This window comes from Paenibacillus sp. Soil787, from assembly GCF_001429545.1.
In the GTDB taxonomy this organism is placed as follows: domain Bacteria; phylum Bacillota; class Bacilli; order Paenibacillales; family NBRC-103111; genus Paenibacillus_E.
The window spans coordinates 419,629-445,009 of the sequence record NZ_LMSP01000001.1 but is presented as its reverse complement, the minus strand read 5'-3'; the positions used below and the strand labels follow the sequence as shown (position 1 = coordinate 445,009).

Annotated in this window: 17 protein-coding genes; 4 read left to right on the top strand and 13 right to left on the bottom strand. The window is 43.8% G+C overall.

Translation table 11 applies throughout. The annotated features are described in order from the left end of the window. Positions 1-16 precede the first annotated feature (16 nt). From ASG93_RS01885 to ASG93_RS01855, 7 genes are all read right to left on the bottom strand, one after another. Positions 17-3,049 (bottom strand): glycoside hydrolase family 2 TIM barrel-domain containing protein, encoded by a 3,033-nt coding sequence (locus ASG93_RS01885; protein ID WP_056828258.1) that lies wholly within the window; start codon positions 3,047-3,049, stop codon positions 17-19. Positions 3,050-3,123: 74 nt separating this feature from the next. Next, positions 3,124-3,948: a carbohydrate ABC transporter permease gene (locus tag ASG93_RS01880; RefSeq protein WP_056828257.1), complete on the bottom strand. Its 825-nt coding sequence runs from the start codon at positions 3,946-3,948 to the stop codon at positions 3,124-3,126. Next, a complete protein-coding gene (locus tag ASG93_RS01875) occupies positions 3,941-4,780 on the bottom strand; it encodes a carbohydrate ABC transporter permease (protein WP_156410790.1) in 840 nt (279 codons plus the stop codon). Before ASG93_RS01875 ends, ASG93_RS01880 begins: the two co-directional genes overlap by 8 nt. Before the next feature lie 186 nt (positions 4,781-4,966). Continuing rightward, positions 4,967-6,280 (bottom strand): ABC transporter substrate-binding protein, encoded by a 1,314-nt coding sequence (locus tag ASG93_RS01870; protein WP_056828255.1) that lies wholly within the window; start codon positions 6,278-6,280, stop codon positions 4,967-4,969. Positions 6,281-6,466: 186 nt separating this feature from the next. Further along, positions 6,467-8,242 carry a sensor histidine kinase gene (locus ASG93_RS01865; protein ID WP_056828254.1) on the bottom strand — a complete coding sequence of 592 codons (1,776 nt, stop codon included), beginning with the start codon at positions 8,240-8,242 and terminating at the stop codon, positions 6,467-6,469. 3 nt (positions 8,243-8,245) lie between these two features. Continuing rightward, positions 8,246-9,823 (bottom strand): response regulator transcription factor, encoded by a 1,578-nt coding sequence (locus tag ASG93_RS01860; protein ID WP_056828253.1) that lies wholly within the window; start codon positions 9,821-9,823, stop codon positions 8,246-8,248. A 40-nt stretch (positions 9,824-9,863) separates the two neighbouring features. Beyond that, on the bottom strand, positions 9,864-10,766 hold the full coding sequence (locus ASG93_RS01855) for an ArsR/SmtB family transcription factor (RefSeq protein ID WP_056828250.1): 903 nt from the start codon (positions 10,764-10,766) through the stop codon (positions 9,864-9,866). Positions 10,767-10,922: 156 nt separating this feature from the next. Between ASG93_RS01855 and ASG93_RS01850 the strand changes: the two genes are divergently transcribed. Continuing rightward, on the top strand, positions 10,923-12,434 hold the full coding sequence (locus tag ASG93_RS01850; protein ID WP_056828248.1) for an alpha-N-arabinofuranosidase: 1,512 nt from the start codon (positions 10,923-10,925) through the stop codon (positions 12,432-12,434). Between the two features lie 109 nt (positions 12,435-12,543). Here ASG93_RS01850 and ASG93_RS01845 read toward each other — a convergent pair whose 3' ends face one another. Then, on the bottom strand, positions 12,544-13,431 hold the full coding sequence (locus ASG93_RS01845; protein WP_056828246.1) for a prohibitin family protein: 888 nt from the start codon (positions 13,429-13,431) through the stop codon (positions 12,544-12,546). A gap of 254 nt (positions 13,432-13,685) precedes the next feature. On the opposite strand from ASG93_RS01845, the gene ASG93_RS01840 reads away from it, so the two are divergent. Genes ASG93_RS01840 through ASG93_RS01830 form a run of 3 tightly spaced genes read left to right on the top strand, consistent with a single transcriptional unit; the run spans position 13,686 to position 17,319 of the window. Continuing rightward, positions 13,686-15,125, top strand: coding sequence for a spore germination protein (locus ASG93_RS01840; RefSeq protein ID WP_056828244.1), 1,440 nt, complete (start codon positions 13,686-13,688; stop codon positions 15,123-15,125). Next, positions 15,122-16,222, top strand: coding sequence for a GerAB/ArcD/ProY family transporter (locus tag ASG93_RS01835; protein WP_056828241.1), 1,101 nt, complete (start codon positions 15,122-15,124; stop codon positions 16,220-16,222). The genes ASG93_RS01840 and ASG93_RS01835 overlap by 4 nt, the downstream gene beginning before the upstream one ends. Then, on the top strand, positions 16,219-17,319 hold the full coding sequence (locus ASG93_RS01830) for a Ger(x)C family spore germination protein (RefSeq protein ID WP_056828239.1): 1,101 nt from the start codon (positions 16,219-16,221) through the stop codon (positions 17,317-17,319). Before ASG93_RS01835 ends, ASG93_RS01830 begins: the two co-directional genes overlap by 4 nt. A gap of 109 nt (positions 17,320-17,428) precedes the next feature. Here ASG93_RS01830 and ASG93_RS01825 read toward each other — a convergent pair whose 3' ends face one another. The 5 genes from ASG93_RS01825 to ASG93_RS01805 form a co-directional block, all read right to left on the bottom strand. Next, positions 17,429-18,679 (bottom strand): BNR-4 repeat-containing protein, encoded by a 1,251-nt coding sequence (locus ASG93_RS01825; protein WP_056828237.1) that lies wholly within the window; start codon positions 18,677-18,679, stop codon positions 17,429-17,431. Positions 18,680-18,700: 21 nt separating this feature from the next. Further along, positions 18,701-20,887, bottom strand: a complete 2,187-nt coding sequence (locus tag ASG93_RS01820; RefSeq protein WP_056828235.1) for a helix-turn-helix domain-containing protein — start codon at positions 20,885-20,887, stop codon at positions 18,701-18,703. A gap of 86 nt (positions 20,888-20,973) precedes the next feature. Next, entirely contained in the window at positions 20,974-23,439 is a 2,466-nt protein-coding gene (locus tag ASG93_RS01815) for a polysaccharide lyase family 8 super-sandwich domain-containing protein (protein ID WP_056828233.1), read from the bottom strand. Between the two features lie 20 nt (positions 23,440-23,459). Beyond that, positions 23,460-24,350: a carbohydrate ABC transporter permease gene (locus ASG93_RS01810; protein ID WP_056828231.1), complete on the bottom strand. Its 891-nt coding sequence runs from the start codon at positions 24,348-24,350 to the stop codon at positions 23,460-23,462. 18 nt (positions 24,351-24,368) lie between these two features. Beyond that, positions 24,369-25,340, bottom strand: a complete 972-nt coding sequence (locus ASG93_RS01805; protein WP_235550697.1) for an ABC transporter permease — start codon at positions 25,338-25,340, stop codon at positions 24,369-24,371. Positions 25,341-25,381 lie beyond the last annotated feature (41 nt).

The following is a 25,381-nucleotide window of genomic DNA, read 5'->3' as shown; positions in this document are numbered from 1 at the left end:
ACATCGATTAGAGCCATCATAGCCGGTGAATATTGAATTCGAACGCTAGGTCTTGATCGGCTTTGATCAGATACTCATCATGTACCGGCGCTCCCCAGCTGTCGTCACCGCCTACGCCCATCTGTCTGCCCGCTACCGTGACGACCGTGTAATGAACGTTCGGCAGCTCGTAATGATGGTAGGCATTTTCCAACTCAAATGCCGTAAACGGTGAAATGTTACATTCCACCGGCTGAGCAGCCGGTGCGGTTATGCGAATCCCGTGGCCATCGTTGTTCGTAATGTTCACACGGCGGACGCCTGTACGGTTCCCCGACTCTTGCGGTACGACATATCCAGACACATTATCAGCAGCGTCATTCTTGAACACCCCAAGCCTAGCTCCGAAGGCACGATCGATATAGTTCTCCTCCGGTCCCATCGCGTACCAATCCAAATGGAAATAATCAGCTGGAACCTTGAACGACAACGCGAATATCGGCAGGTTCGGAAGACCAGTTGCTCCATCGTAACGAGATTTGACGTTCAAACTGCCGTCGGCATACACCGTGTATGCAACCGTCACTAGAACGTCCGCGCTGATGCTAAGCTTGTATTGAAACGTTACTGTTACGCTTCCCGCTTGCTCCGTCAATTCGACGCCGATACATTTGCGCGTTAAGCTGGCCGCGTACCAAGCACCTGAGTCAAAGCCAAGCGAGAATCCTTTATCGTTATCCGTTGTCGCACGCCAGAATAACGGCGCTGGCGGAATGGCGATCATCTCTCGGCCGGCATAGTTCAGTGAAATCAGGCTTCCCGCCTGCTTCGAGAACATGATACTAAAATCTCGTCCATGAACCCCTATGTTTACATCGCCATCCACGACTCTGAATGATCCTTCAGGTTGTGCAGACGAAGCCAGATCATCAACCAGAAATACGTATTGTCCGAACGAAACCTCATAGCCGGCTTCTGCCCATAGAGTGCTCTCCTTTAAATTGAGCGACGCATGTACGACATACTCACCTGGCTCATCAACAGACGGCAGCTCAAGCGGCACATGAGCCTCGCTTTGCGCCGGAATGTCGATATGCCTCTTGCCTCGGAATATCTCCTTGCCTTCAAGATGAAGAACAACGACTAGATCATAGGCATCCGTACCTTCGAACAGGTTCTCGTTCGTCACCTTCACACCTTGGCGATCTGGCGCAAGCTTGATGTTCTGGTACAAGAACTTCACTTCCTGCATCTTTGGCGACACCTTGCGGTCCGCGTAAACGATACCGTTCGTGCAGAAATTATAGTCCGTGGCGCGGTCGCCAAAATCGCCGCCGAATGCGAGAAACTCTTTGCCGTAACGATCTTTCTTGACGATCACCTGATCGATATAATCCCAGATAAAGCCACCTTGATACATGGCATATTTCTGTTCAAGCTCTGTATATTTATGCATGCCGCCTACCGAATTACCCATCGCGTGCATATACTCACAGCTTATATAAGGCTTCTGCGGGTTATCGTTCAAATAGACCTCAATGTCTGCCGGCTTCGCATACATGCGGCTCTCCATATCGCTCGTATCGTTATACTTGCGGTTATGAAAAACCCCTTCATAGTGAACAAGCCGGCTAGGATCCATCTTCCGGAAATAGTTGGACACGTTCAGCAGGACTTCACCCGCATAGGCTTCGTTACCGACCGACCAGATCAGAATAGAAGGATGGTTCTTATCGCGCTCGACCATCGAAATCGCCCGGTCCATCACGATATCTTGCCATTCCGGCTTATTCGCTGGAATATTCCAAGACGGCTCTACTGCGCCCATCTTCTGCCATGAACCATGTGTTTCCAAATTCATCTCATCAATGACATAGATTCCATAGATGTCACACAATTCGTACCATAACGACTGATTCGGATAGTGTGACGTCCGGACGGCATTTAAGTTGTTGCGTTTTAGCGTAGCAATATCCCACAACATATCTTCCTTCGTAATGGCCCGCCCTCTGCGGCTGTTGAATTCATGACGGTTCACGCCCTTGAAGACGATTCGTTTGCCGTTAAGGTGCATAATTTTATTGATCATTTCAAATTTGCGGAAGCCGACCTTCTGCGAAATAACCTCAACAAGCGTGCCCTCTTGATCATATACGCTGACGTATAGATCGTACAAATACGGCTTCTCTGCACTCCAAGGAGTAACTTGTCCAGCATCGATAGACAACGATATAGCTTCGATGGTGGACACTTCGGAGCGAGCCGTCGCAACAGTATGCCCTGCCGCGTCCTTCAATTCGAGCAAGAAGCTAGCTGACTGCATGCTCGACAGCTTCAAATCCGCACGAAGGCTGCCATTCGCATATGCAGCATCCAGATCAGTATGGACAAAAAGATCGCGAACGTGAATGCTCGGTAGGGTATATAAATAAACATCGCGGAAAATACCTGAGAATCGCCAGAAATCTTGATCTTCCAGCCAGCTGCCTGTGCTTCTTTGATACACCTCTACAGCAAGCTTATTCTCACCTTCCTGCAGGAACGGCGTCAGGTCGAATTCCGCCGGTGTGAAGCTGTCTTCGCTATAGCCGACAAATTCACCGTTCAACCACAAGTAAAAGGCTGACTCCACACCCTGAAACGATATGTAGACGGGCCTGCCCTTCATATGATCAGGCAGTGTGAAGTACTTCACATAACTGCCGACCGGATTATCATTTTCCGGAATAGCTGGCGGACGAATATCGTGATGTCCATCCCATGGATACATCGTATTTACATACTGCGGCTTTCCGTAACCCTGCAATTGAATGTGGCCTGGCACTTCAATTTGACGCCAACTGTCGCACTCGTAATCGAGCTGGTGGAACAACTCGGGACGGTCAGCAGGCTTCACGGAGTAGTTGAATTTCCAACTGCCGTTCAGGCCATGCCGCAGCGACATCGGCGCTGTTGCTTCTGCTTCCTCTAACGTTTTATAATAACGGTGATCGGAATGCGCCGGCAGACGGTTCACAGCAAATACTCCTACATCTGTAAGCCAGCTTAGGTTTGGCTTCGTCAATTTCATTACATTTTCCCCCGTAAAGTTATTTAAAAGCCAGGTGATATGCGCTGTATGCGTAATCACCTGACTTGTTTTTTCTATTTCACCGAGCCTGTCATACCTGCTACAAAATGCTTCTGCATGAGGAAGAAGACGAGCGCAGTCGGAATCGTCGAAATCACGATAGCCATCATAATAATCCCATAATCTGGTGAATAGCTTGATCCCAAATTCGATATCAGCATAGGTATTGTTTTCTTCTCCGGCGATTGCAGAACGATGAGCGGCCATAAATAGTTGTTCCAGCTTGACATGAACGTAATGATGCCCGCTGCGGCGTATGTCGTCTTCATCGTTGGCATGAAAATACGGAAGAATAGACTTAATTCGTTCAGCCCGTCAATTCGGCCGGCCTCCAAGAGTTCCCTCGGAAACATCTTCGTATTTTGACGGAAGAAGAAAATAAGAAAGGCCGTGGTGAATGTCGGCAGAACAACGCCGGACACGGTATCCAGCCCGATAAATGGAATAACGCGCGAGATACCGCCGAACATTTGAAACAACGGTACCATGATAGCCGCGAACGGAATCATCATCGACAGCAATAGAATGTTAAATACGACGTCCTTCGCCTTACTTCTATAAATTTCAAAGCCGTACCCAGCTAAGGAGCCGATTAACATGGCCAGCACAGTCGTTGTAATCGAAATTTTTGCGGAGCTCAGCAAGGCTGGCAGAAAATCTACGGAACTAAACAAGTTTGTTATATTTTCCACTAGGTGGCTTCCGGGAAGTAATCTTCCCTTCGTCACATCGGCCGACTTATTGGTAGCGCTGATTATCATCCATAGAAACGGAAATATGGAAATAAACGCAGCGACACTCAGAAATATATAAATAAAGACACGTTTCCATTTATCCATTATTATCACCCGCTGCTTTAAACTGAATAAATGCCAATATAATGATCATAATCACGATGGAATACGACACGGTTGCCGCATATCCGAAATCCGCTGAATATTTAAAGGATAAGTTGTAAATGTACTGGGAAATGGACATCGACGCGTTCCCCGGTCCGCCCTTCGTAATGTTAACAACTTCATCAAACAACTGCAGCGTACCAATTGTCGATGTAATGGAAGTAAATAAAATGATGGGCTTGAGCAGTGGCATTGTTATTCCAAAAAACTGTCTCGTTGATGAAGCTCCATCAATTTTGGCAGCCTCGTAAATCGATTGATCGATATTTTGAAGCGCGGACAAGTAGAAGATCATATTATAGCCTGTCCAGCGCCATGTGATTGCAAGAATAACCGTCACTTTCGCCCAGAACGGATCCGTGATCCATTGAATCGGGCCTGCAATAAGATGAATCTTGATCAGAAGTTTATTAACCAAGCCCTCCGTTGCAAACAAATATTTAAAAATAACGGAATACGCTACAAGCGAGGTAACAGCCGGCAAGAAAATCGCCGTACGGAAAAAGCCTTTCAATTTCAACTTACTGTCATTCAATAGCACAGAGATAAACATAGCAAGAACAATCATCAGTGGAACCTGGATAATCAAATAAATAAACGTGTTCTTAACCGCGGTTATAAACGTTTTATCGCTAAACAGACGAGCGTAGTTATTGAAGCCGACGAAGGATAAATTCATTCCCTTACCCGATTTAAATGATAATAGAAGAGCTTGAATCATGGGATAGAAATAGAACGTTGCAATCATGATGACCGCCAGGATAATAAACATCCAACCAGTCAAGTTAGCTCTTGTGCGAATATTTACGCCAGGCCTCGCTGCTTTCACGTTAGCCTAACCCCTTTCTTTACGGAAATAAAACCATGGAACTTCCTCCAACTCCTGCAACCGGAACGTTAACATAGGAATCAGGAGAAGGCGAAGCCCCAGGTTTTATGAATGGCCGTATAATCTACATTATTTAACTTGTGTTTCTGCTTGAGCTTGAGCGTCGCTTAACACTTTGTCGATATCCGCACCTTTTAAATAATTTTGCATTTGGACGACAAGGATATCTTCAATCGCATACGTATGCAAACCATAGTTCACTTTTGGAATTTGCTCTGTCCATTTGGCGAAATCGGCAATTACTTTTTGACCACCGAAGAATTCGTCAGCTTGCGTATATGCCGGTCCGGATGCCGCAGCTTTCAACGTACCGATTGCACCAATCTCTGTAACAAGCTTCTGATACAAGTCAACGTCAGACCCAAATGTTTGTTTCAAGAAATCTGCCGCAGCTTCTTTTCCATCGACGTTCATGACGTACCACGAGCTGCCGCCAAGGTTCGATGCATGGACGGATTTTGGGTTGTTTGTCAGTTTGGGGAACGGAACGACAGCCCATTTGCCGGACTGCGACGCTTCTTTTTTAACCGAAGCCGTAATCCAGTTACCGGTTGGAATCGTAGCTACATCGCCACTGTTGAATGCGCCAACGAATTGGCTCCAATCCGATGTGGCCTTCACAATGTCCGCTTTCATTATTTCTTTATAGGTTTCAGCCGCTTCCTTCAAGGCCGCATTACCTGCCAAGTTAGGCGTCTTTCCGTCTTCTTTTAAATACCAAGAGCCTGCGGACTGAATCATCATGCGAATAAGCCCAAGATCGTTCGGATCTTGCGTTAGCAGTTGTTTGCCTGTTTTGGCTTTCACCGCTTTACCGATCTCAATCAATTTCTTCCAGTCGATATCCTGCAGATCCTCAACCTTGTAACCCGCTTGCTCTAAGTAATCTTTTCTTACAAACAATCCAGCAACGCCGGAATCAAATGGAACGCCATATTGTTTGCCATTTACACTTGTAGGTCCAATTTTGTAATCGGCGAAATCAGTCGGTTTAATCACATTTGTTAATTCAAAGAACGAATCAGGATAAGCTTGCAGGAAGCTTTGTGCACGATAATCTTCGATTAATACAATTGTCGGCAAGCTTTTTGTCGTACCTGCATTCAAACCTGCGTTCAATTTCTGAATGATATCGGCTTGCGCGTTTTCCACAATGTTGATCTTCAAACCGGAATTGGGATTTTTCGCATCGTAAGCCGCTTTTGCACGCTCCATAGCACCAATATTAAATACTTTATCCCACGCCCATACTGTAATTTCCTTCGCAGCTGCTGGCGTAGCTTCAGCGGTTTTTCCACCCGTATTCGGCACATTATTCCCTTTGCTCGCGCATGCCGTCAATAGTACTAAGCTGGCCAATAGAATGGCGAGTACTTTTTTCACAAAAATTCAGCCCCTTTAAATTACTGTAAATTAGTATTGAAAGCGTTTGCCGGCTAACAATAATCATTATAACAATTCGTTAAAATGATCCGTTAGTAATATATTTGTGTGGATTTGTCATTCTATTGTTTGCTTTCTATTGGTTTATTATGTGAATAGCAAATAATTTGTTTATTGGTATTTTTTTTAGGTATGAAGGAGTGGAAGCTTTATTTTCACTCTCGTTCCCTCGCCGATGTTACTCACAATGGTAACGCCGAATTCCTCTCCATAAAGCAGTGATACACGGTCATGTACATTTCGAATTCCAATACCGGAGAAAAAACGGCTGCTGCTAACGGAGCTCTGCGAATTATTCCCATGATCAAAGCCTTTCATTCCAATGCCGTTGTCGATGACCTCGCAGACCAGCGCATTGGCCTCGCGAGATACCAGTACATAAATGTACCCTTCGTTCCTTTCATGAAAAGCATGAAAAAAGGCATTTTCGATAAAAGGCTGGATGATGAGCTTGGGAACATGATAAGACATACAATCTTCGGCTATAAAATAATCAACTTTGATCTGCTCACCGTAACGCACGTGATTAATAAAGACATAATTTTTCAAATTAACCAGTTCTTCCTCAACGGTTATCGTTTCACTAATGTTGCTGACCGTATTCTGTAGAAGGGAGATAAGGGAGTTGATGGTCGCGGCGGCTTTCTCCTTATTCCCCTGCTGGACCAAAATTTTCACGGATGCCAAAGTATTGTATAGAAAATGCGGGTTAATCTGCATTTGCAGAGCGGATAGCTCCGCGTTACGCTGGTCCTTCTGTGTCTGAATCAGCTTCTTTATATAATCGTTAAGCTCATCCAGCATGTAATTGTAGGCATGTCCGAGCTCCTTGATTTCGTAGCTGCCAGTAACCGTGATATAATTATCGAAATTATTTTCCGTAATGCCCGACATTTGTCTGGCTAGCAGGGTCAATGACTTTGTTAAACGTCTGGAAATAAGAAATACAATAAGCAGAGCTGCGAACACGATAGCCATACAGATAAGCGCAACCCTTTTGACATCGACCATCTGGCTAAGCACCATTTGTTTATCAATGAGATTGACTAGATAAAAATCATACGTAGGAAGGTATTCCGAAAGCACTAGACTATTTTTCCCCATTACACTTACATCTTTGACATTTATTTTTTTTTGTTCCATTTCTTTTGCATAGCCAAGTAAATCATGCGCCTCTTCTCCGATTAATTCTTGGCGGTTACTCGATACGACATTGCCCGAACGATCCAATATAATAACGTCGTTGCCATCGCTTGTGAAGTTCGTGAAGAACCGCTTAAAGTCACTTTCACGTATGGCAAAATAAAGAACACCATATGGATTGCCGCTCGTTCTCTCCATAAGTGCCCTAGAAGCGACAATCACTGGGTCAGCTTCAGACGAATTGGTTATGCTGTCTTTATCCAATTGATAGATAAGCCGCTTTGGCGCGACAAGGGTATTGACGGTTAACATGCTCTTTCTCAGCTTTTCCAATGAGCTCGGCCAATAATAGCTGTCCGTCGAGTGGCTTTTCCCATTCATTCCACTGATCGTAATTGTAACTGGGTAGGCTGCTACAGTAGACTGAATCCGTTTCATCTGCTGGCTAGCCTCATACTGACTTTGCACAGCAGAAAGTGTGTCCATATCCGTATTCGTCAGAAACTCTTTTATCGTGCCGTTCTGCAGCACATTATTCGATGCCGTAACGATAGAATAATTGAACGATTCGAAATTCGCTTGAATCTGGCTAATGATTTTTGAGTTCGTAATACTGAATGTATTCATGAAGAGCCGCTCCGACATTTGAATCGTGACAAGTGAAGTGAGGAGTGACACGGAAATAATACTAACCACCGTGACGATAAACATTTTAATAAAAAGACTGTGATATTTAAATTTGTCCAGAAGTCTCCTCATAACCTAGTTCCTTTTCTTGTTGAGATGAAGTTTTTTGTAGTGGCTCGGTGACATGCCCGTTAATTTCTTGAAAACTTTTGTAAAATAACTATGGTCCGAATAACCTACTTTTTCGCTAATTTCGGATATAGATGCGGAATCCTGTTCCAGCAAATCCGCTGCTTTCTCGACTCTAATCTTGTTCAAATATTCGCTGAAGCCTTCTTTATTATGCGATGTGAAATAACTCGACAAATAAGAAGGATTAAAATGAAAATGCTTAGCTATTTCCGTTAGGCTGAGTGGCTCAGCGTAATGCTGGTGGATATAATCAAGAAGCATCGTCATATTGGGATTTCCACTCGTTGACCGCTTCGTTTTTATAACAGCGTTTGTTTCCTGAATAAATGTCTCAAGAAGCCTGATCGCTTCGCTGACATGCGACGCTTCGCCTATCGATTTGAAATAAACATATTTCGCTTCTTCCAAGTTCTTCATATCCAATTCCAAACGCCCAAGCACAATTGTTATATTAAAAATGATGTTTCCCAAAAAGGACTTGAACTCAAACACATCCGTTTGATAATGCTTTGACGCGGCTTGCACATACCCCAATAACTCATGGAAGGCCTCTTCGAACTGTTGTCGATTCATTAGTTCGGTAAAGCGAGTCATATTAAATTTCGCAACCTCTTCAGTATGTTTCGGCAGTTCCCCATATACAACTAAATTGTTGGAGGTAGGTAAAAAAAAGCGATAGGCGTTTATTTTCAGGAACCCCTCCCTAAAGTTCGTGCCGAGCAGTCTCAAATCGCTAAATACCTCACCGACTGTCCAGCCAATCTCCAGCTGCTGATTCCTAGTCCAAGCGGCAAGCTTCCGAACGATAAATGTGAATCGATCCCACTCGCTCTTGTCCATGTTTACCAGCATAACAACCATGTTAGGATCAGTGGGAACGGGATAATAAACCGCCTGATCGAAGCCGCTATCCAACTCAGCAGCAATTTTCGCCATGCATTGTGAAGCGGTATATTGATCCTTGCTCTTGCTCGGCAATTGCTTGAGATCAGCTCCCAGCAGGATGTAACTTGGATATGGAAAAGCAGCGGTGATATCTTTAAAATCGTCATCAACCTCATAACCGGAAATAAGCTTATCGATGACACCCTTAATGGACAAGCTGCCATCGTCATTTGACTCTTCCAGCTTTAAAGAGGGAATCTTACGCGCGGTGCGCTTCAATATGTCGAGCAGCTGCTCAGCTTCAAGCTTTGGCTTTAATATATAATCAGCAACCCCGCTTTGAAAGGTGGACCTCACATAATCAAACTCGCCAAAACTACTTAAGATGATCACTTCAATTTCCGGAAACTGCGACTTTATCACACGAGTAAGCTCCGCTCCTCCCATAACAGGCATCACGATATCCGTAATAACGATTTGCGGCTGCAACCGCTCTATTTGTTCAAGAGCTTCCTTGCCGTTGGAAGCTTCTCCAACGATCTGAAACCCCTCTTGTTCCCAATACAACAAGTGCTTGATACCCTGTCTGACTAAAATTTCATCATCTACAATAAGTACACGACAAGAACGTGCCATCCCTTTACCTCCGCAATAAATTTCTATTACCTTCCTCAAATCACTCGTAATAACTTCGAATTAAGATGTCTTGATCGTAGTTGCCGAAACCCTTGCCGAATAAGGTTAAACCTCCTCGACCTCGAGAGGTATCTTCAGCACTTATTCGCAATGTCCACTGCGTGCTATCCCATTGTACATCCTTGATCGTGACATCCGAAATTTGCTGCCCATCTATGAATGTACCGTTTGCATTTATTCGAAGTACTTTCATTAATCCGTATTGATTGACGTCAGAATGCCACCAATCTGGTGACAATCTACCTCTCATTCGACCAAAATCTCCGGGACTCGTCCACATTCCCAGTAATTTATCATTGATTGTAAATCGGATGTCCGAAGGCCAGTTTTCATTAATATGGGGAGCTTCGGAACCGATTTCCATGGAGATTTCAATTTCTTGTACGATTTGATCTTTGAAGAGATAGTTGGGTAATTTATATTCGACAAACCCTCTAGCAAACCACAAAATGCCTGCATGAACGCGTTCAGGATCCAAAAAATAGGTCGGATTATCGTAATAACCGATCATCTTTTCTGTTGTTGCAATTCCACACGTAGGGGAAGCCGCGAAATCCGTGTATTGGCCGACAGGCATAGCAACCTCTACGAATTTTCTTTTCAACATAGAAGAACGGGATAATTTTATTTGCAGGTACTCCGTTGACAACGAACAATACTTATAGGTCCCGCCGTTAACCCTTTTCATTTTATAGCTTACGAGCCCTGCTTTCTGCAGTTTGGTAACGTGCGTACTGACAATTGCACTGCTTAGGTAAAGCTCAGAAGCCAATTCTTTAATATGCATCTCTTTTGTATATAATAAATCAATAATCTGCAGCCGCACCTCGCTCGCCAATGCTTCGTAGACCTGAAGCGATTCCGAATCCGTTGATAAATACATGATTACACGCCCATTCTTGAATTAGTAATTTACTTAATTCTATATTTTTCGTTTATAGGTTATTGATTGTATTTATCTATTATGATAAATATTATATAGAATATCAATAATTATGATTTAATCATTCCATTAATTCAACTAGGAGGATTATATGCTATGTCCATGAAATCGACTATGCTTATTGACAAGAATTTCACCATTTCAGAAGTAGATCCCCGGCTCTATGGGTCATTTATCGAACACCTAGGACGTGCCGTATATGGCGGAATTTATGAGCCAAACCATCCAACCGCAGATGAGAACGGCTTTCGACGCGATGCTCTGGATGCTATTCGTTCACTGAATGTTCCCATCATTCGCTATCCAGGCGGGAATTTTGTATCCGGCTATAACTGGGAGGACGGTGTTGGTCCAAAGGCCGAGCGGAAGCGTCTATTGGATCTAGCTTGGTGGACAACCGAAACCAATGAGATGGGAACAAATGAATTCGCGGATTGGGCTAAACTAGTTGGTTCAGAAGTCATGATGGCCGTTAATCTGGGTACCCGCGGCGTTGATGCGGCTAGAAATCTCGTCGAATATTGCAACCATCCTTCTGGTTCTTACTGGAGCGATCTGCGAATATCACATGGATATAAAGATCCGCATAATTTCAAAACGTGGTGCCTTGGGAATGAAATGGATGGCCCTTGGCAAATCGGAGCAAAAACGGCAGTCGAATATGGCAGATTAGCGAATGAAACGGCCAAAGTTATGCGCTGGGTTGACCCATCCATAGAGCTTGTGGCATGCGGCAGCTCAACAAGTGGAATGAGTACGTTCGCTGATTGGGAGGCTACCGTGCTCGATCTTACCTACGATCAAGTGGATTATTTATCCTTGCACTCCTATTACAATAATAATGCGAATGATACATCTAATTTCTTGGCGAAATCGCTTGATATGGATCAATTCATTTACAGTGTAACAGCTATTTGCGATTACATGAAAGCGAAGAAACGGAGCAAGAAAAAGCTCATGCTTTCAATGGATGAATGGAACGTTTGGAATACCATCGGATCAAGCCGTGCTGATGAACGTTGGCAGGTTGCACCGCCTGAATTCGAAGATGTTTATACGCTCGAAGATGCTCTTGCAGTAGGCTGCTTCCTGATTACACTGCTGAAACATGCGGATCGTGTTAAAATGGCGTGCATAGCCCAATTGATTAATGTGATTGCACCGATTATGACTGAAAATGGAGGCCCTCTTTGGCTGCAAACCACTTATTATCCGTACCTTCATGCTTCCTTGTACGGTAGAGGAACGGTGCTTCACCCCATTACTTCATCACCTAAATACGATTCAAAGGATTTCACCGACGTTCCGTATCTAGAGGCAATCAGTGTTTTCAATGAAGAGCAAGGTGAAGTGACGATCTTCGCTGTAAATCGTCATTTATCAGAGGGACTCGAGCTTAACGTTGACGTCCGCAGCTTCGGTGAAGTTAGCATTCTCGAGCATATCGTGTTGGAGAATGAAGATTTAAAAGCGACCAACACAAAAACGAAGCCCGACAATGTCGTCCCTCATAAAGCCGGTAACGCCAAAACCGACGACGGATATGTTAAGACTATGCTTAGCAAAGCTTCATGGAACGTTATTCGACTACAAATAAAAAAAAAATAGCTATCAAAACTATTAAAAGACAACCTTCTGATCCCCATAGGGACCGCTAAGGTTGTCTCTTTATAGTTGGTCAATATCCAGTGAGAGTCAGTCGATTACCAATTATTAATTACTTCTTAGAAGGATCGGCAGCAACAGGAGTTTTGCTAGGTAACATATTAATCAAAGATCCATTACCCCAAGCATCTGGAACGTCACCCTTCCATACTTTAAGAAATTGATAATCTACTAGGTTCGAAGTAATGGATTTTGCTAACTCTTCATTACCTTTTGCTTGCTGTTGAGCGACATACAGATCTGCATCCGCTTTAGCTTTAGCTACTTTAGCGTCGGCTTCAGCTTTTACTACACTTTGTTGCGCATCGATCTTTGCCTTTTCTAAATCGTTCTGAGCTTTCATCGCATTCTGAGCCGCAATCTGCTTTTGTTCAATGGATTGATTAAATGCATCCGAGAAAGTAAAGTTTACGATGGAAATATCTTTGACGTCAATATGATAACCATTCAACGATTTCTTCAGCAGATCATTTGTTTCTAAAGCTACTTGCTCTCGCTTCGAAATTAATTCCTCTGCACTGTACTTAGCCGTAACTTCCTTAAAGATTTCTTGTACGTGTGGGCTGATTACTTTTGAGTCGAAGTCTGTTCCTACATCCTTCAACAAATCATAGGCAGATCCTTTGTCGATTGTATAGTTAACAGCAACGTGACTGTGTACAGGCTGTAAGTCTTTTGATGAAGCAGCAGCGTCTGATTCAGCTTTGGCCACCTGAGTATTCACAGTTATGATGCTTGTTATGAAAGGCCATTTCCAGTGAGGTCCCGGTTCTAAAGGGGTTGAACTTACGCTTCCCAATGTTTTACGAAACCCAATATGCCCATTCTCCACTGTGCTAAACATGGAGAACCCTAATACTAGAACTACTACAACTCCGACTCCTACATTCATGCTTTTGACTAACGGCGAGCCCTTTCTCGTGTTCATACCTGTTTCCATGGTTGCACTCTCCTGATAAATGAATTTTTTATTAGTGTTATTCATACATAATTTTAACTATACCTACATTTAGTCATCTTGAAGCCCATAACTCGTCCATGGTTGATAGAATCGCGGTAATCCTAACGGCCATTATAATAGGTTGGAGAATCAGCTTTGCAATCGTTGACGTTTGCCTATGCAAATAGCCTTTACATATTTTTGAAATTTATTGGATAAATTAAGGAAATCGGTGATGGAGGGAGGAAAAACGTGTGAAGCTAAGTCCATCGATTGAAGCTACAGAGCAATATTTCAAACAGCTTTTCGCAGAACAAAGCGACTTTCAATCGAAACAGCTGTACATTGGGGGAACGGAGTATAGGCTGTATTATTTCGACACGTTGATTGATTCCTCCCACGTTCAAGATTTTATTCTGAAGCCGCTGCTTCTCCGTCCGAAGGACGCGGTCCGCGACGTCGTGTCAATTCTCGACTATGCTGAAACCGAGCTATTCGAGGAAGCGGCTCAAGCAATACTGGACGGCAAAGCCGTGTTGCATCGCGGCGGAGAGAGCTGGCTTTACCTGCTCGGGGTGGATTTAAAGAAGGAGCGCTCCATCAATATCCCGACCAATGAGCGGGTTTTACGCGGTGCGAACGAAGCGTTCATTGAAAATTTAGATACAAATATCAATCTGATGCGCAAGCTAATCAACTCTACGGAGTTCGTCGTAAAAACGTATACGATAGGGCGGCTCTCGCAAACGAGGGTGGCTGTCATGTACATAAAGTCGATTGCGAATACGGCGATCATAGAGGAAATGGACAGAAGACTCAGAAGCATTGACATTGACTATGTCGAGGCGCCTGGATTTATCGATGAGTTAATCCGAGAGAAGAAATTCAGCCTGTTTCCACAACTGCTCATAACGGAAAGGCCTGACCGCGCACGTGCCTATTTGATGGAGGGGAAGGTCGTCCTCGGAACTGCAGGGTCACCAGACACGATCATCCTGCCGGTAACGTTCTGGTCTTTTTTCCATAGCCCAGATGATTACCAAATAGGTTGGCTGTTAGGCTCATTCTTTCGGCTTTTGCGTATCTGCTCCTTTTTTATTACGATTGGCCTGCCTGCCATATATGTGGCGGTCAGTGCCTTTAATCCGCAGCTGCTGCCGATCAATTTCGTCAATACGCTGCAGAGCTCACTGAAATACGTCACGTTTCCTCCGGTATTCGAGGCGCTTTCGATGATGATCATGCTTGAGATTTTAAGAGAAGCGACTGTTCGGCTGGCGAGTCCCGTCGGCCAAACGATCGGCGTAGTTGGCGGTATTGTAATCGGAACAGTGGTCGTGCAGTCAAATTTGGTTTCCAATACAATGGTTATCGTTGCCGCTTTAACGGGCCTGGCCTCCTTTATCATGCCTTCGTACGAGATGAGCAGCGCAGTTCGCCTGCTAAGCTATCCTGCGCTCATACTTTCCTCGTATTTCGGTCTATTTGGCCTCGCCTTCTTCTTCATGATAATTTTTATACATTTGTGTCAAATGAATACGATGGGACTCCCTTACTATTCGCCGCCCTTCTCCTTGAGCGATGTGAAGGATACGCTGTTTCGCGCACCGATTTGGAGCTTGCGCAAGCGGCCGGAAGGAACGGCGCCGAGCAATCGAACAAGGATGCGGAATCCAAGGAGTTGGAAACGTTGAAAAAGGAAGAAAACATCACCGGAAGACAGCTGATCTCGCTCGTGATCATGATGCAGCTTGGAACGGAAATAATATCTCTTCCCCATGCAGAGGCCGAGGTTTCCGGGCATGATGCTTGGCTGGCTGTTTTGCTAAGCGGACTGGCCGCACAAGTAGGCATCGTGCTGATTTGGTGGCTTGGCAGCCGATATCCGGCACGGAATTTCTATGCCTATCTCCCACTAATTGTAGGCAAACCGATTGGAGCTTGCATCAAATTATTGTATGGATGCTATTACGCCATTTCCGGACTCTTGCTAACATTGCTTTATACCGACATCATAAAAAGATGGGTATTTTTGCTGACGCCTAGGTGGGTAATCATTCTTATGCTTCTTATTGTGTGCGGCTATGCGGCAACGTCAACGCTGAAGAAGCTTGCTTATGTATCGCAAACCTTTATTTTCTACTATTTCATTAGTTTTATGCTGATCGTTCTTAGTGGAATTTACGGACTTGACGTAAGAAACTTACTGCCGGTTTTACCCGACGGCTGGTATCCGGTTATGAAGGGAGCATATGTTTCATTTAGCGCTTTTGTCGGGTATGATCTGCTCCTTTATGCCTACCCGTATGTAAAGACCCAAAGCAAAAAGAAGCTGCTTCTAACGATATCGCTTGCGAACGCCTGCACAGTCGTGTACGATGTCACGGTCTGCCTGATCTGCTCAATGAAGTTCAGCTTGGCACAGCTCAAGGTTATTCCGGAACCGATCATTTTTATATTAAAGAGCTATCAAGTTGAGACGCTGCAGAGCATTGACATATTGTTCCTCATCTTCTATGTATGCATTATATCGACAACGATCTATGTGTATTTCTTTTTGGCCGCTAAAGCCTTCCTTCATCTACGCAGTCAGGGCTTGGGCAAGCAGCATATTTGGGTATGGGCGATTGTATGCGTTTGTTTCATAGGAGGTTTTTTCCTGACCAAGCGTAGTGCCATTTTGCAGTTTTCCTCGATTCAGGACAAACTGTCGATCATTATGATCGCCATTCTGCCACTCATCCTGCTCTTGATTTCCAAGCTGCGAGGCACCGGGAGGAGCGGCATATGAAGAGAGTGATTGCAGCGCTAATCATCTGCCTGCTGCTGACAGGATGCTGGGATCAGGTTCAGCTGAAGAAGATGCTTTTTGTTGACGTTATCGGAATCGATTTCGAGGGTGACAGCAAGGAAATCAAGGTAGACTATGTGATTTCCTCTCTCCAACAAGTTGCTCAGGGAGGAGGCAAGCCGAAAAACTTACACATTGCGTCAAAGGGCGATAACCTCTATGACGCCGCGGCTAAGACATACAAGGAAATGCCTGGCAACCTTGCTGCACTCGAGACCAGGTTGTTTCTAATTAGCACCAGATTCGCTAAAGATCAGCCGCTGAGCTATCTAGATATGACCGGTCAATTTATAGCCAATCCGTTGTATGGCTATTTAGCCGTGTATGACGGCGATCTATCGAAGCTGCTGTCTAAGGAGAAAATTAAAGAACAGACCTTATCGGAATTTCTGGTAGGCTTATTGGATGAGGAAAAACGGAGAGGAAGAATTCCTTCAAACAAAGTAGTCCACTATATACTCGGTGGAGCCGAGTTCATTAACGACTTCGTGCTCAATCGGTTCGAGCCTTATGAGAATGGGGCTCGCCTTGCAGGTACTTCTTTGTTTAGCGACGGGAAGTATACCGGAGTAAATCTAAATGATGAGGATACCCAGATAGCCTATCTAATGAATGGCGCTAGGGGTAGAAACCAGCCGATTATTAGTAAAACTGACGAAAAGAATTATACGGTTCTAATACAGAATGCCAAACAGAATTTCCATATTATCTCTAATGGTGACAACCTCCGCGAAATTGAAATCTCGTTAAAACTGGATCTTAAATTAGTCGAGGAAGGACATGAAGATTATAAGAAACACACGAAGAAAATGCTCACAAAGCTGGAAAACGAAATCGCAGCTGATATAACTACAAAGGCAACTAACGTGATTGCAACCTTGCAGAAGGCCAATTGCGATTATTTGCAGCTAGGGCATGAGGTGGCTGCCTATCATCCGAAGCTGTTCGAAGGATTGAACTGGCGAAAGCAGTATCCGAAGATCAGTATTAAGCCAAAAGTTAAGATTAGGATTCTTAATACCGGCATTTTGGACTAACGAAAGCAAGCCTGCGGCTGATTACGCTGCAGGCTTGTCTGAATTTTTGTATTGCTCTAAGTATTACCTCTCGTCTACCAGCGGACTAATTTTCAACGACTTTTGAAGATTACGCCTGGCAAGGCAGTCCCACCGTGTAAATGGACCATTTACCAGAGTAGTCCGAAAAGGCCTCCCCCCAATTGATTTGTCCAAGAAGCAATTGAACCTCCGGCTTGTGGTTTTTGATAAAATTCGTGTAAGGCGCATAATATGCCCCATTATCAAAAGGAATTTCGGTATTTCCTTCATGAAGCCAAGTGATACCCCCGTCGCACGATTGCCGGACGACCAGCATGTTTCCGGACAAAAGAGCGATCCTCAGCCTGCCATCCGAGGGATTCAGCTCCATGTCCCTGAATTCGCAGGTTGTATCATCAATCGTTTGAATCGACCATTGCCCGCCGGACCATCTGGCTGCGTGAACTACACCCTTAGGCCGGTTGTGATCCCTGTAGCCATAAGCGACGACAGGCGCTCCTGTGAGGGGATCGACAGCCGTTACAGGGCATAAAATGGTATGGCTGAAATCGTCGGCGGGCTCCGCGGTTTCGATCAAACATTTTCCCATCATATGATCAAAGTCGATGCATGTGCCAAGGTCCGTTCCATCTGCGCTGTACATTCGATCGTTCGACGGATCGAAGGAAGCAAAGAAACAGCCGCGCCCTTCTCTGGCGTGCCCCTTTGGTCCGCCCCACATGGACCACGTCAAGTGGACTTTGCCTTGGTGATCCCCGTTCCCCGGCTCGTACACCGTTCCGAATGCATAAACCTCGTCGAATTTATCCGAATCGTTCTTGCCGCTGTCGATAATGGTAACCGGCTCGGACCAAGTAGCCCCGCAGTCGCTAGAGCGGATGAAACGGTAAGTCCGATAGGGATAACGGTTATCGTCATTGCACGAATAAAAGACATAGATCTTATCCCCTACGACAACTGGCGCAGGGTAACAGTTCCGATCATCGCTGATGGTTTTGCGGGTCCATTCGCCCGATAATGAATGCGGCTCCGGGGCAGCGAGCTGATACAATTCCTGAGAGTGCCTAGCATAAAAAATCAACGGTCTGCCGTCAGGAGCTTGCACCATACCGGGGTAATTGTGATAATCCCAGGTACCTGTCATGCCGTTGGCGATAACTTTGATACTCTGCCCCCACACATGATCATCATGATGGAAGCTTCTTACATATACATCCATTTCCGGCCCATTCCAGGCGACAAACGTTTGATTGCAATTGGGGTCGAAATAACCAGCTCCTATCGGTCTTTGACATCCAAAGCTACCGTTTACCGCGATTTGATAAGGTTTAATCTGCATGATGCTACTCTCCAATATGATCTATTTCTTTTTTTCCTTCACATACTGTCCGGGAGTCAATCCGGTTATCTGTTTGAATCGGCGTATGAAGCTGGAGGAATTCAAATAGCCTACCTGAATGGATATTTCATTAAGGTTTGAATCACTTGACAGTAACAGTTCTTTCGCCTTATTCATCCTTAAATTCGTTGTATATTCAATAATCGTTTGTCCGGTCTGATTTTTGAAGTACTGGCTTAAGTTCGTAAGTGTCATTCCGAAATGGTCAGCCATATTTTGAATAGAGAAATCACAATCCGCAAAATAGCTTTGAATATAGGAGGCCGCATCATTGATAAGGCTTTGATCCTTTACGGCTTTACTCTCGCGGATAGACGTACATATATGGGAACAAAAGTTTTTAACAAGGTTTGTAAGTTCTTCAATCGTCTCAAATTCAGCAAGCATAGAGGCATTCGGATATTCGCCTTTAGGAAGCAAAAGCTCCTTGTTAACTTCTGCAAAAGTCCGCCAGACAATGTTCAAGATATCAAAGCAAAGCCCTCTTGCAACAAAAAGAGGGGTATTGCAAGTTTTCATATAATTGATGATATTGTTCAACGCATATTCAATTTCCAGGTCATTGCCCTGTTTGATCAAGCTTTTCAAAATATCAAGCTCTTTATGCGGATAGGAGTCCAACGAATCATCCTGATTGGATAATTCGTCATTGAAAATAATGCCGCCATTCCCTTTCACTAAACGGTAATCAAGAGCGGCAGAGGCTTCCACATAGGATTGCGGAATAATTTTAACATCCTCGTATACGTTGCCAACCCCAATTGTTGTTTGAATACTTATAGCTTCTTTCAAATGAATTTGAAAAGCGTCAAGCTCCGCCATAAGACATTCCGATTGAATCTCATCCAGAGACAAAATACACACCATTTTCTTTTGATCCAAATGTTCCCTGACATACCCATTGAAAAAAAGGTTGACCGTGCTTTCAAATTGATCCAACAACTCCGGAACAGCCTGAGATTTTATGGAATGAGGTGTATGCAAGAGAACAATGATCACCAAATGAAGCGGATTTCTAAAAGATATCGCAAAGGGCTCCCCCTGCTGCTTTAGATCATCCGGCGTATGAATCCGCCCCTTGAGAAGACTATCCAGAATAAAGTCCTTGGAAGCGATTCGGGTACTGGATATTAAACTTTTATTCTGATTGGAAAGATAATCGATCGTATTTTTTACCGGTTTATAGTTGGTTCGCATGTTGAAATAGATGACAATACTTCCAATCACTAAAAGCAGGATCACTACGAGAATAAAATCAACCTGGATGCCATCCGTCTTTTTCAGAACTTCATTAACAGGAGTAAAAGAAATGTATTTCCAGCCCGTTTCATTAGACTTCAATACAGACATGAACATCTTCTGATTGTCCACTGAAACCGTTTGGGTAAAATGATTCTCGTTGCTGCCGAGATACTCGATAAGACGATCCGCCGATAAACGAATAGCATTATTAGAAGCGGTAATAACTTGATTATTCTTATCCAGAATCATAATACTTGAATGATATCCGCCAAAATTGTCTTTAATAATTTTGGTAAAAAACTGCTCATCCACCAAAAAAAGAACCGTTGTTTTGGCGTCAACGCCGAAACTGGAAATGGGGAAAATAAAAGTTACAATTCTTGACTGCTCACGATCATACTTGATAACATCCTCGGCAGAACGTACTTTTGGAACCTTTAGCGAATTGATATCTCTTTTAAAATCCTCTTCATTCCAAGAACTGTATCTAAATGCTTGATTAATAAATAACGGTATAGAATACGAGCTTGTGCTGGAGTAAATAAACGAATCGCCTCGAAAATAGACCATCATGTCTTTAATTAGGCTGTTCGAAACCAAATATTTGCCAAGTTCACGCTGCGCATCGATAGCAAGATTCGGATCATTCAAACCGTAATAGGGATTTAAGCTCCTGTTCATTTGAATATGGGTTTGTATGCTATCAAATTGCTTAATATTGGCGTCTACGATATACATGACACGATTTAACGTATTTGCGTTATTGGCAATTAACTCGTCCTTAAGTACACCTATGAATTGGTTATTTACAAAAAATACCATAATTGCAATGCAAATAAATAAAATAATGACATAAGACATCAGATATTTAAAAAATAAAGCTTTTTCCTGTATGTAAGATTTCATCACTTCAGCCCCCATAGGAAATCCTAATACAACTTTACAGGGTTTGCCAAGGAAACATTATGATGTAAATAAATAAAATAATGACATTAGACAGCAATTATATTGACAACGACCGTATTCGGCTTGCCGACAACAGGAATTCCAGGCATTTTGATTGGAACTGCATGCCATTCATTGTCAATGGTAATCCCTACACCAACAAGCGGAATGGTCAAGTAAATGATGAGTTCATCCAAATTTACATCCTGATAAGGGTCGCTTGCCGTAATAAACAGCTTGTCTCCCTCTTGTTCCAACATGACTACAGCAGGTTTGGAAACTTTCATCTTCAATGACTCTGTTATACATGTAGTTTCATGATCAAAGAATACAGCCTGAATCAAGCTATTGTTGTTATTGGCCACAGCTTGCAGTTTGGTTGTGTTGGAAATGATTTGAACAGGATTTGAAGCCAGATACGACTGCGGCTTCTGATCGCCTGCATACATGAGATACGAATACTTGCTCTGGGCAGGCGCCTGTCCATGATTCACCCAAATTTGGAATATCGGGCACAGCTCATTGTCTGCCTGGCTATTTGAAAAGTTGAGCAGTTCCCAGTGCGTTATCCTTTCCTCTGCCAGCATGACGACTTCCCCGGACGTATGCTCAGGAAGCACCGCATAAAGGATGCCATCCTGCTTGACCCAAGGAATATCCTTACTGCTGGATTCGTACCCTTTAAGTGTTACCTTTACACCATTATTGTCCATTCCGAAAGTCTCTATCGAAGGACTCCCTGCCGTATGATACAAAATATCCGTTGCCCATTTCGTCTGATTGATCGAGGTCCGTATCTCGCTGCCCAATTCCGGCCGATAATCAGATATCCCCGCGCCTAGGCAGACAATCGTATCTTCCATAATAAAATAACTCTTGTACGCCTTCACACCGAAGATTTCATTACTGCCATCCTCATGGATAACACCGGCTCCATCAACACTCTTCTGATCAACTTTTTCAAAGATAAATCCTGCGGCGCCGTTATCATTGCGGGCGACTCCTCCCGCGTAAGGATGAATACTGTTATAACCAGACCAGTTGGTTGCGGGCACAAGCTTTGCAGTTTCTATATAGCGGGCTGTTATGCCAGGTAAAGAAGCAAGTTCCCAGGCCCCTTTGCTTTCAGCCCATTCAGTGCCGTCTCTTGCTATGACATAGGAACCATCCGCTGTAAATAGATTAAGCTTATCTGCCATAATATGGGCGAATTCTACACCGTCGCAACGATTTGAAGCCATATTCAAATAGAAATACAGCTTATCCGTTTTCTTGATTAAATCATCATTGTTCCAGAAGTAGCGCACTCCTTTGTAGTAACCTGAAGGATACCCGTCCATCCTTTGGATATCTTTATAATCAAGAAGATCGTTCATTTCTTTCAACTGTTCTTCCGTTAACAAATAACTGAAATTTTCTATCAGTAATTGTGCTAAATCATAAATATAGCTGACGTCATCTTTCATCTTCCTTGTAAAAATATGCCTAGACTGCATCGGTGCGTCCCAGCCCTTGTAATGACTCCAACTGAGACCGCGAATAAAGTTGATCAGCCAATCCATATTACCGCAAGTGATCTCTTCTTCCCATGGTGTTCCTTTCAATTCCTTGATGATATTCAAACCACTCAGTATGCCGTCTTTTGGATAGCCGCTGTTGTAGGCTTGCGGACCATGCCCCCAACCGAAGCCGTCGGCGCATATCCCTTCATTCCAAAAAGATACGTTACTGTTGGTATGAGAAGTCGGCGTAAAAATATGGCTAACAACATGAGTCATGGTATCTATCATTTCTACGGATTGAAGCACCACTGCCGCATAAAAGGAAGGACGATAGGTCAGCGCATTCCCTCCCACCCACCAGACATGCTGTCGGAACCGCTCAGGACTGATCGGGTGGCTGTCGGTATGATCACCGCGAAGCGGCAATGTCCATGCCTGTAGCGCACATCGGCTCAGTTGCTTATGTACTTCCCTTGTCAGCGGGTCTTCCATTGTTACCTTTTCTACCGCTTCCATATCGTCAAGAAAGAAAAAAAACAGATTCACAGCAGCAACAGGGATAGCAAAAACAGAGCCGTGAAATCGGGTAGCCCCCGTATCCTCCCTGTCCGCTTCCATTTTGCAATAATAAGAAACGCCTTTAAAAATCCTGGATTTCAAATTTTCATCCTGCAGCGGTTTTTCGCGGGACCAATGAAAGGGTTCAGCAATCGTCGCAAGCCGCAGGATAGCAACATTCAAGTCCTTGAAAGAATCGCTCAAATCTATAAAGCGGCCCTCTTCTGTTAACTGTGAAATATAATGGTCACGCTGATTAAATTCCATATAGACTTTTGAACGAAATGGAGTGTAAGCCAATTGCTTTCGTAATTCCTCTAAAGCTTGCATCTTGATTACATGCATAAGGGCCGTATTGACGTTTGGTTGATGCACACATTCACTGCATGCCCAGGCACTACGCCAGTAAGACTCAGGGATCAGATCAGCATTTAAGTCGATATCTAAATTCATAAAAATACCCCCTCGAAGTCTTAGCCTTTTATAGATCCAACCATAACTCCTTTGATAAAGTACCTCTGAAGAAAAGGATACAAGAGCAGCATCGGAACGCTTGCCACAATTATGACGCCATATTTGATCTGCTCTGCAATAATTCGGGTTTCCTCAACCAATGTAATATCTTCGGTCATGGCAGACATATTCTGTGACTGGATCAGGATTGATCTTAAGATTAACTGGAGCGGAAACTTCTCTGAGCTATTTAAAAATATCATCGCCTTAAAATAATCATTCCAATGTCCCACGCCATAGTAAAGAGCCAATACGGCCATCACGGCCTTGGACAAAGGAAGTACCATTGTTATAAAAAACCTAAAGGGCGAGCATCCGTCAATAGCGGCCGCCTGTTCCAGTTCTTCCGAAATATTGGATTCAAGAAAGGTACGTGTGATGATGATGTTAAACACCCCGACCGCGCCGAGGATAATCATCGCCATCGCTGTGTCGCGAAGCCCCAGACTCTTGACCAACAAATAATGCGGAATTAAACCTCCGCTAAAGTACATTGTGATCATAAGTATGATCATAATCCATTTGCGCCCCGAGAAATATTTGCGGGATAAAGGGAAGGCAATCATCATGGTCAATATAACATTGAGCGTAGTTCCTGCCACCGTATATAAAAGGGTATTGCCATATCCCGTCCAAATCCTTGTATCCCGAAATATTCTTTCATACCCTTCCAGAGTAATGCCTTTGGGGAGCACAAAGACATTTCCGCTGACCACATCATTTGGATTCGATATGGAAGCTATGACAACGAAATATAAAGGGTATAAAACGATAAGCAGGAAAAATCCAAGCACAGAATAATTAATCATATCAAATATGAGATCCTCTTTGGATCTTTTAATTGTTTTCATCGTCGCCACACTCCTTTCCTACCAGAGACTGGAACCGCTCAATTTTTTAGCAATACGGTTTGCGCTGACCAGCAATATAATATTGATAACCGTACTGAAAAGACCAATGGCCGTTGAATAGCTGAACTGATTGCCTTCAATACCAATCTTGTATACATAGGTTGAAATAACTTCAGATGCATCAATATTTAGAGCATTTTGCAGCAAGTAGGCTTTCTGGAAACCTACATTCATGACATGCCCAATTCCAAGAATAAACAAAATGACCATCGTTTGCGAAATTCCCGGAATATCTACATGCCGGATGATCTGAAACTTGCTGGCCCCATCCACTTTTGCAGCTTCGTATAATTCAGGGCTTATCGACGATAGGGCAGCAATATAAATAATGGTTCCCCACCCGGCATTCTGCCAAATGCCTGACCATACAAAGATGCTCTTCCACAAATCCGGACGCGCCATAAAGTTGATTTTTTCTCCTCCAAAAGCAGTGATAATATTGTTGACCACACCGATACTGGGTGATAAAAATATGATCAGCATGCTGGAGAGAACCACGACTGATATAAAATGCGGCGCATAAGTGACCGTTTGAACAATCTTTTTGAAACGTTGGCTTCTCACCTGATTTAACAGCAATGCAAGTATAATAGGTATTGGAAAACCTGCAACCAATTCATAGACACTTACGCCGAGCGTATTTTTTAACACCGCCATGAACTGGTACGATTCAAAAAATCTTTCAAAATGCTTAAATCCTACCCAAGGACTGCCCCATATGCCCTTTGAAATCATAAAATCTTTGAACGCCAGCTGGATTCCATACATGGGAACATAATCGAATAGGATGATGTATATAAGTGCAGGAAGGCACAAAAAGTATAACTGATAATCGCGAGAGAATACTTTTTTTAGAAGCCTTTTCGTTGTGACTTGCGGGTATTCCTCTGTTTTCACATGATTCTTTGATGCCAATTTTGCAATTTCCACAACGGTCCATCTCCTTCATCGAGAGTGCGTGATAGTAACTT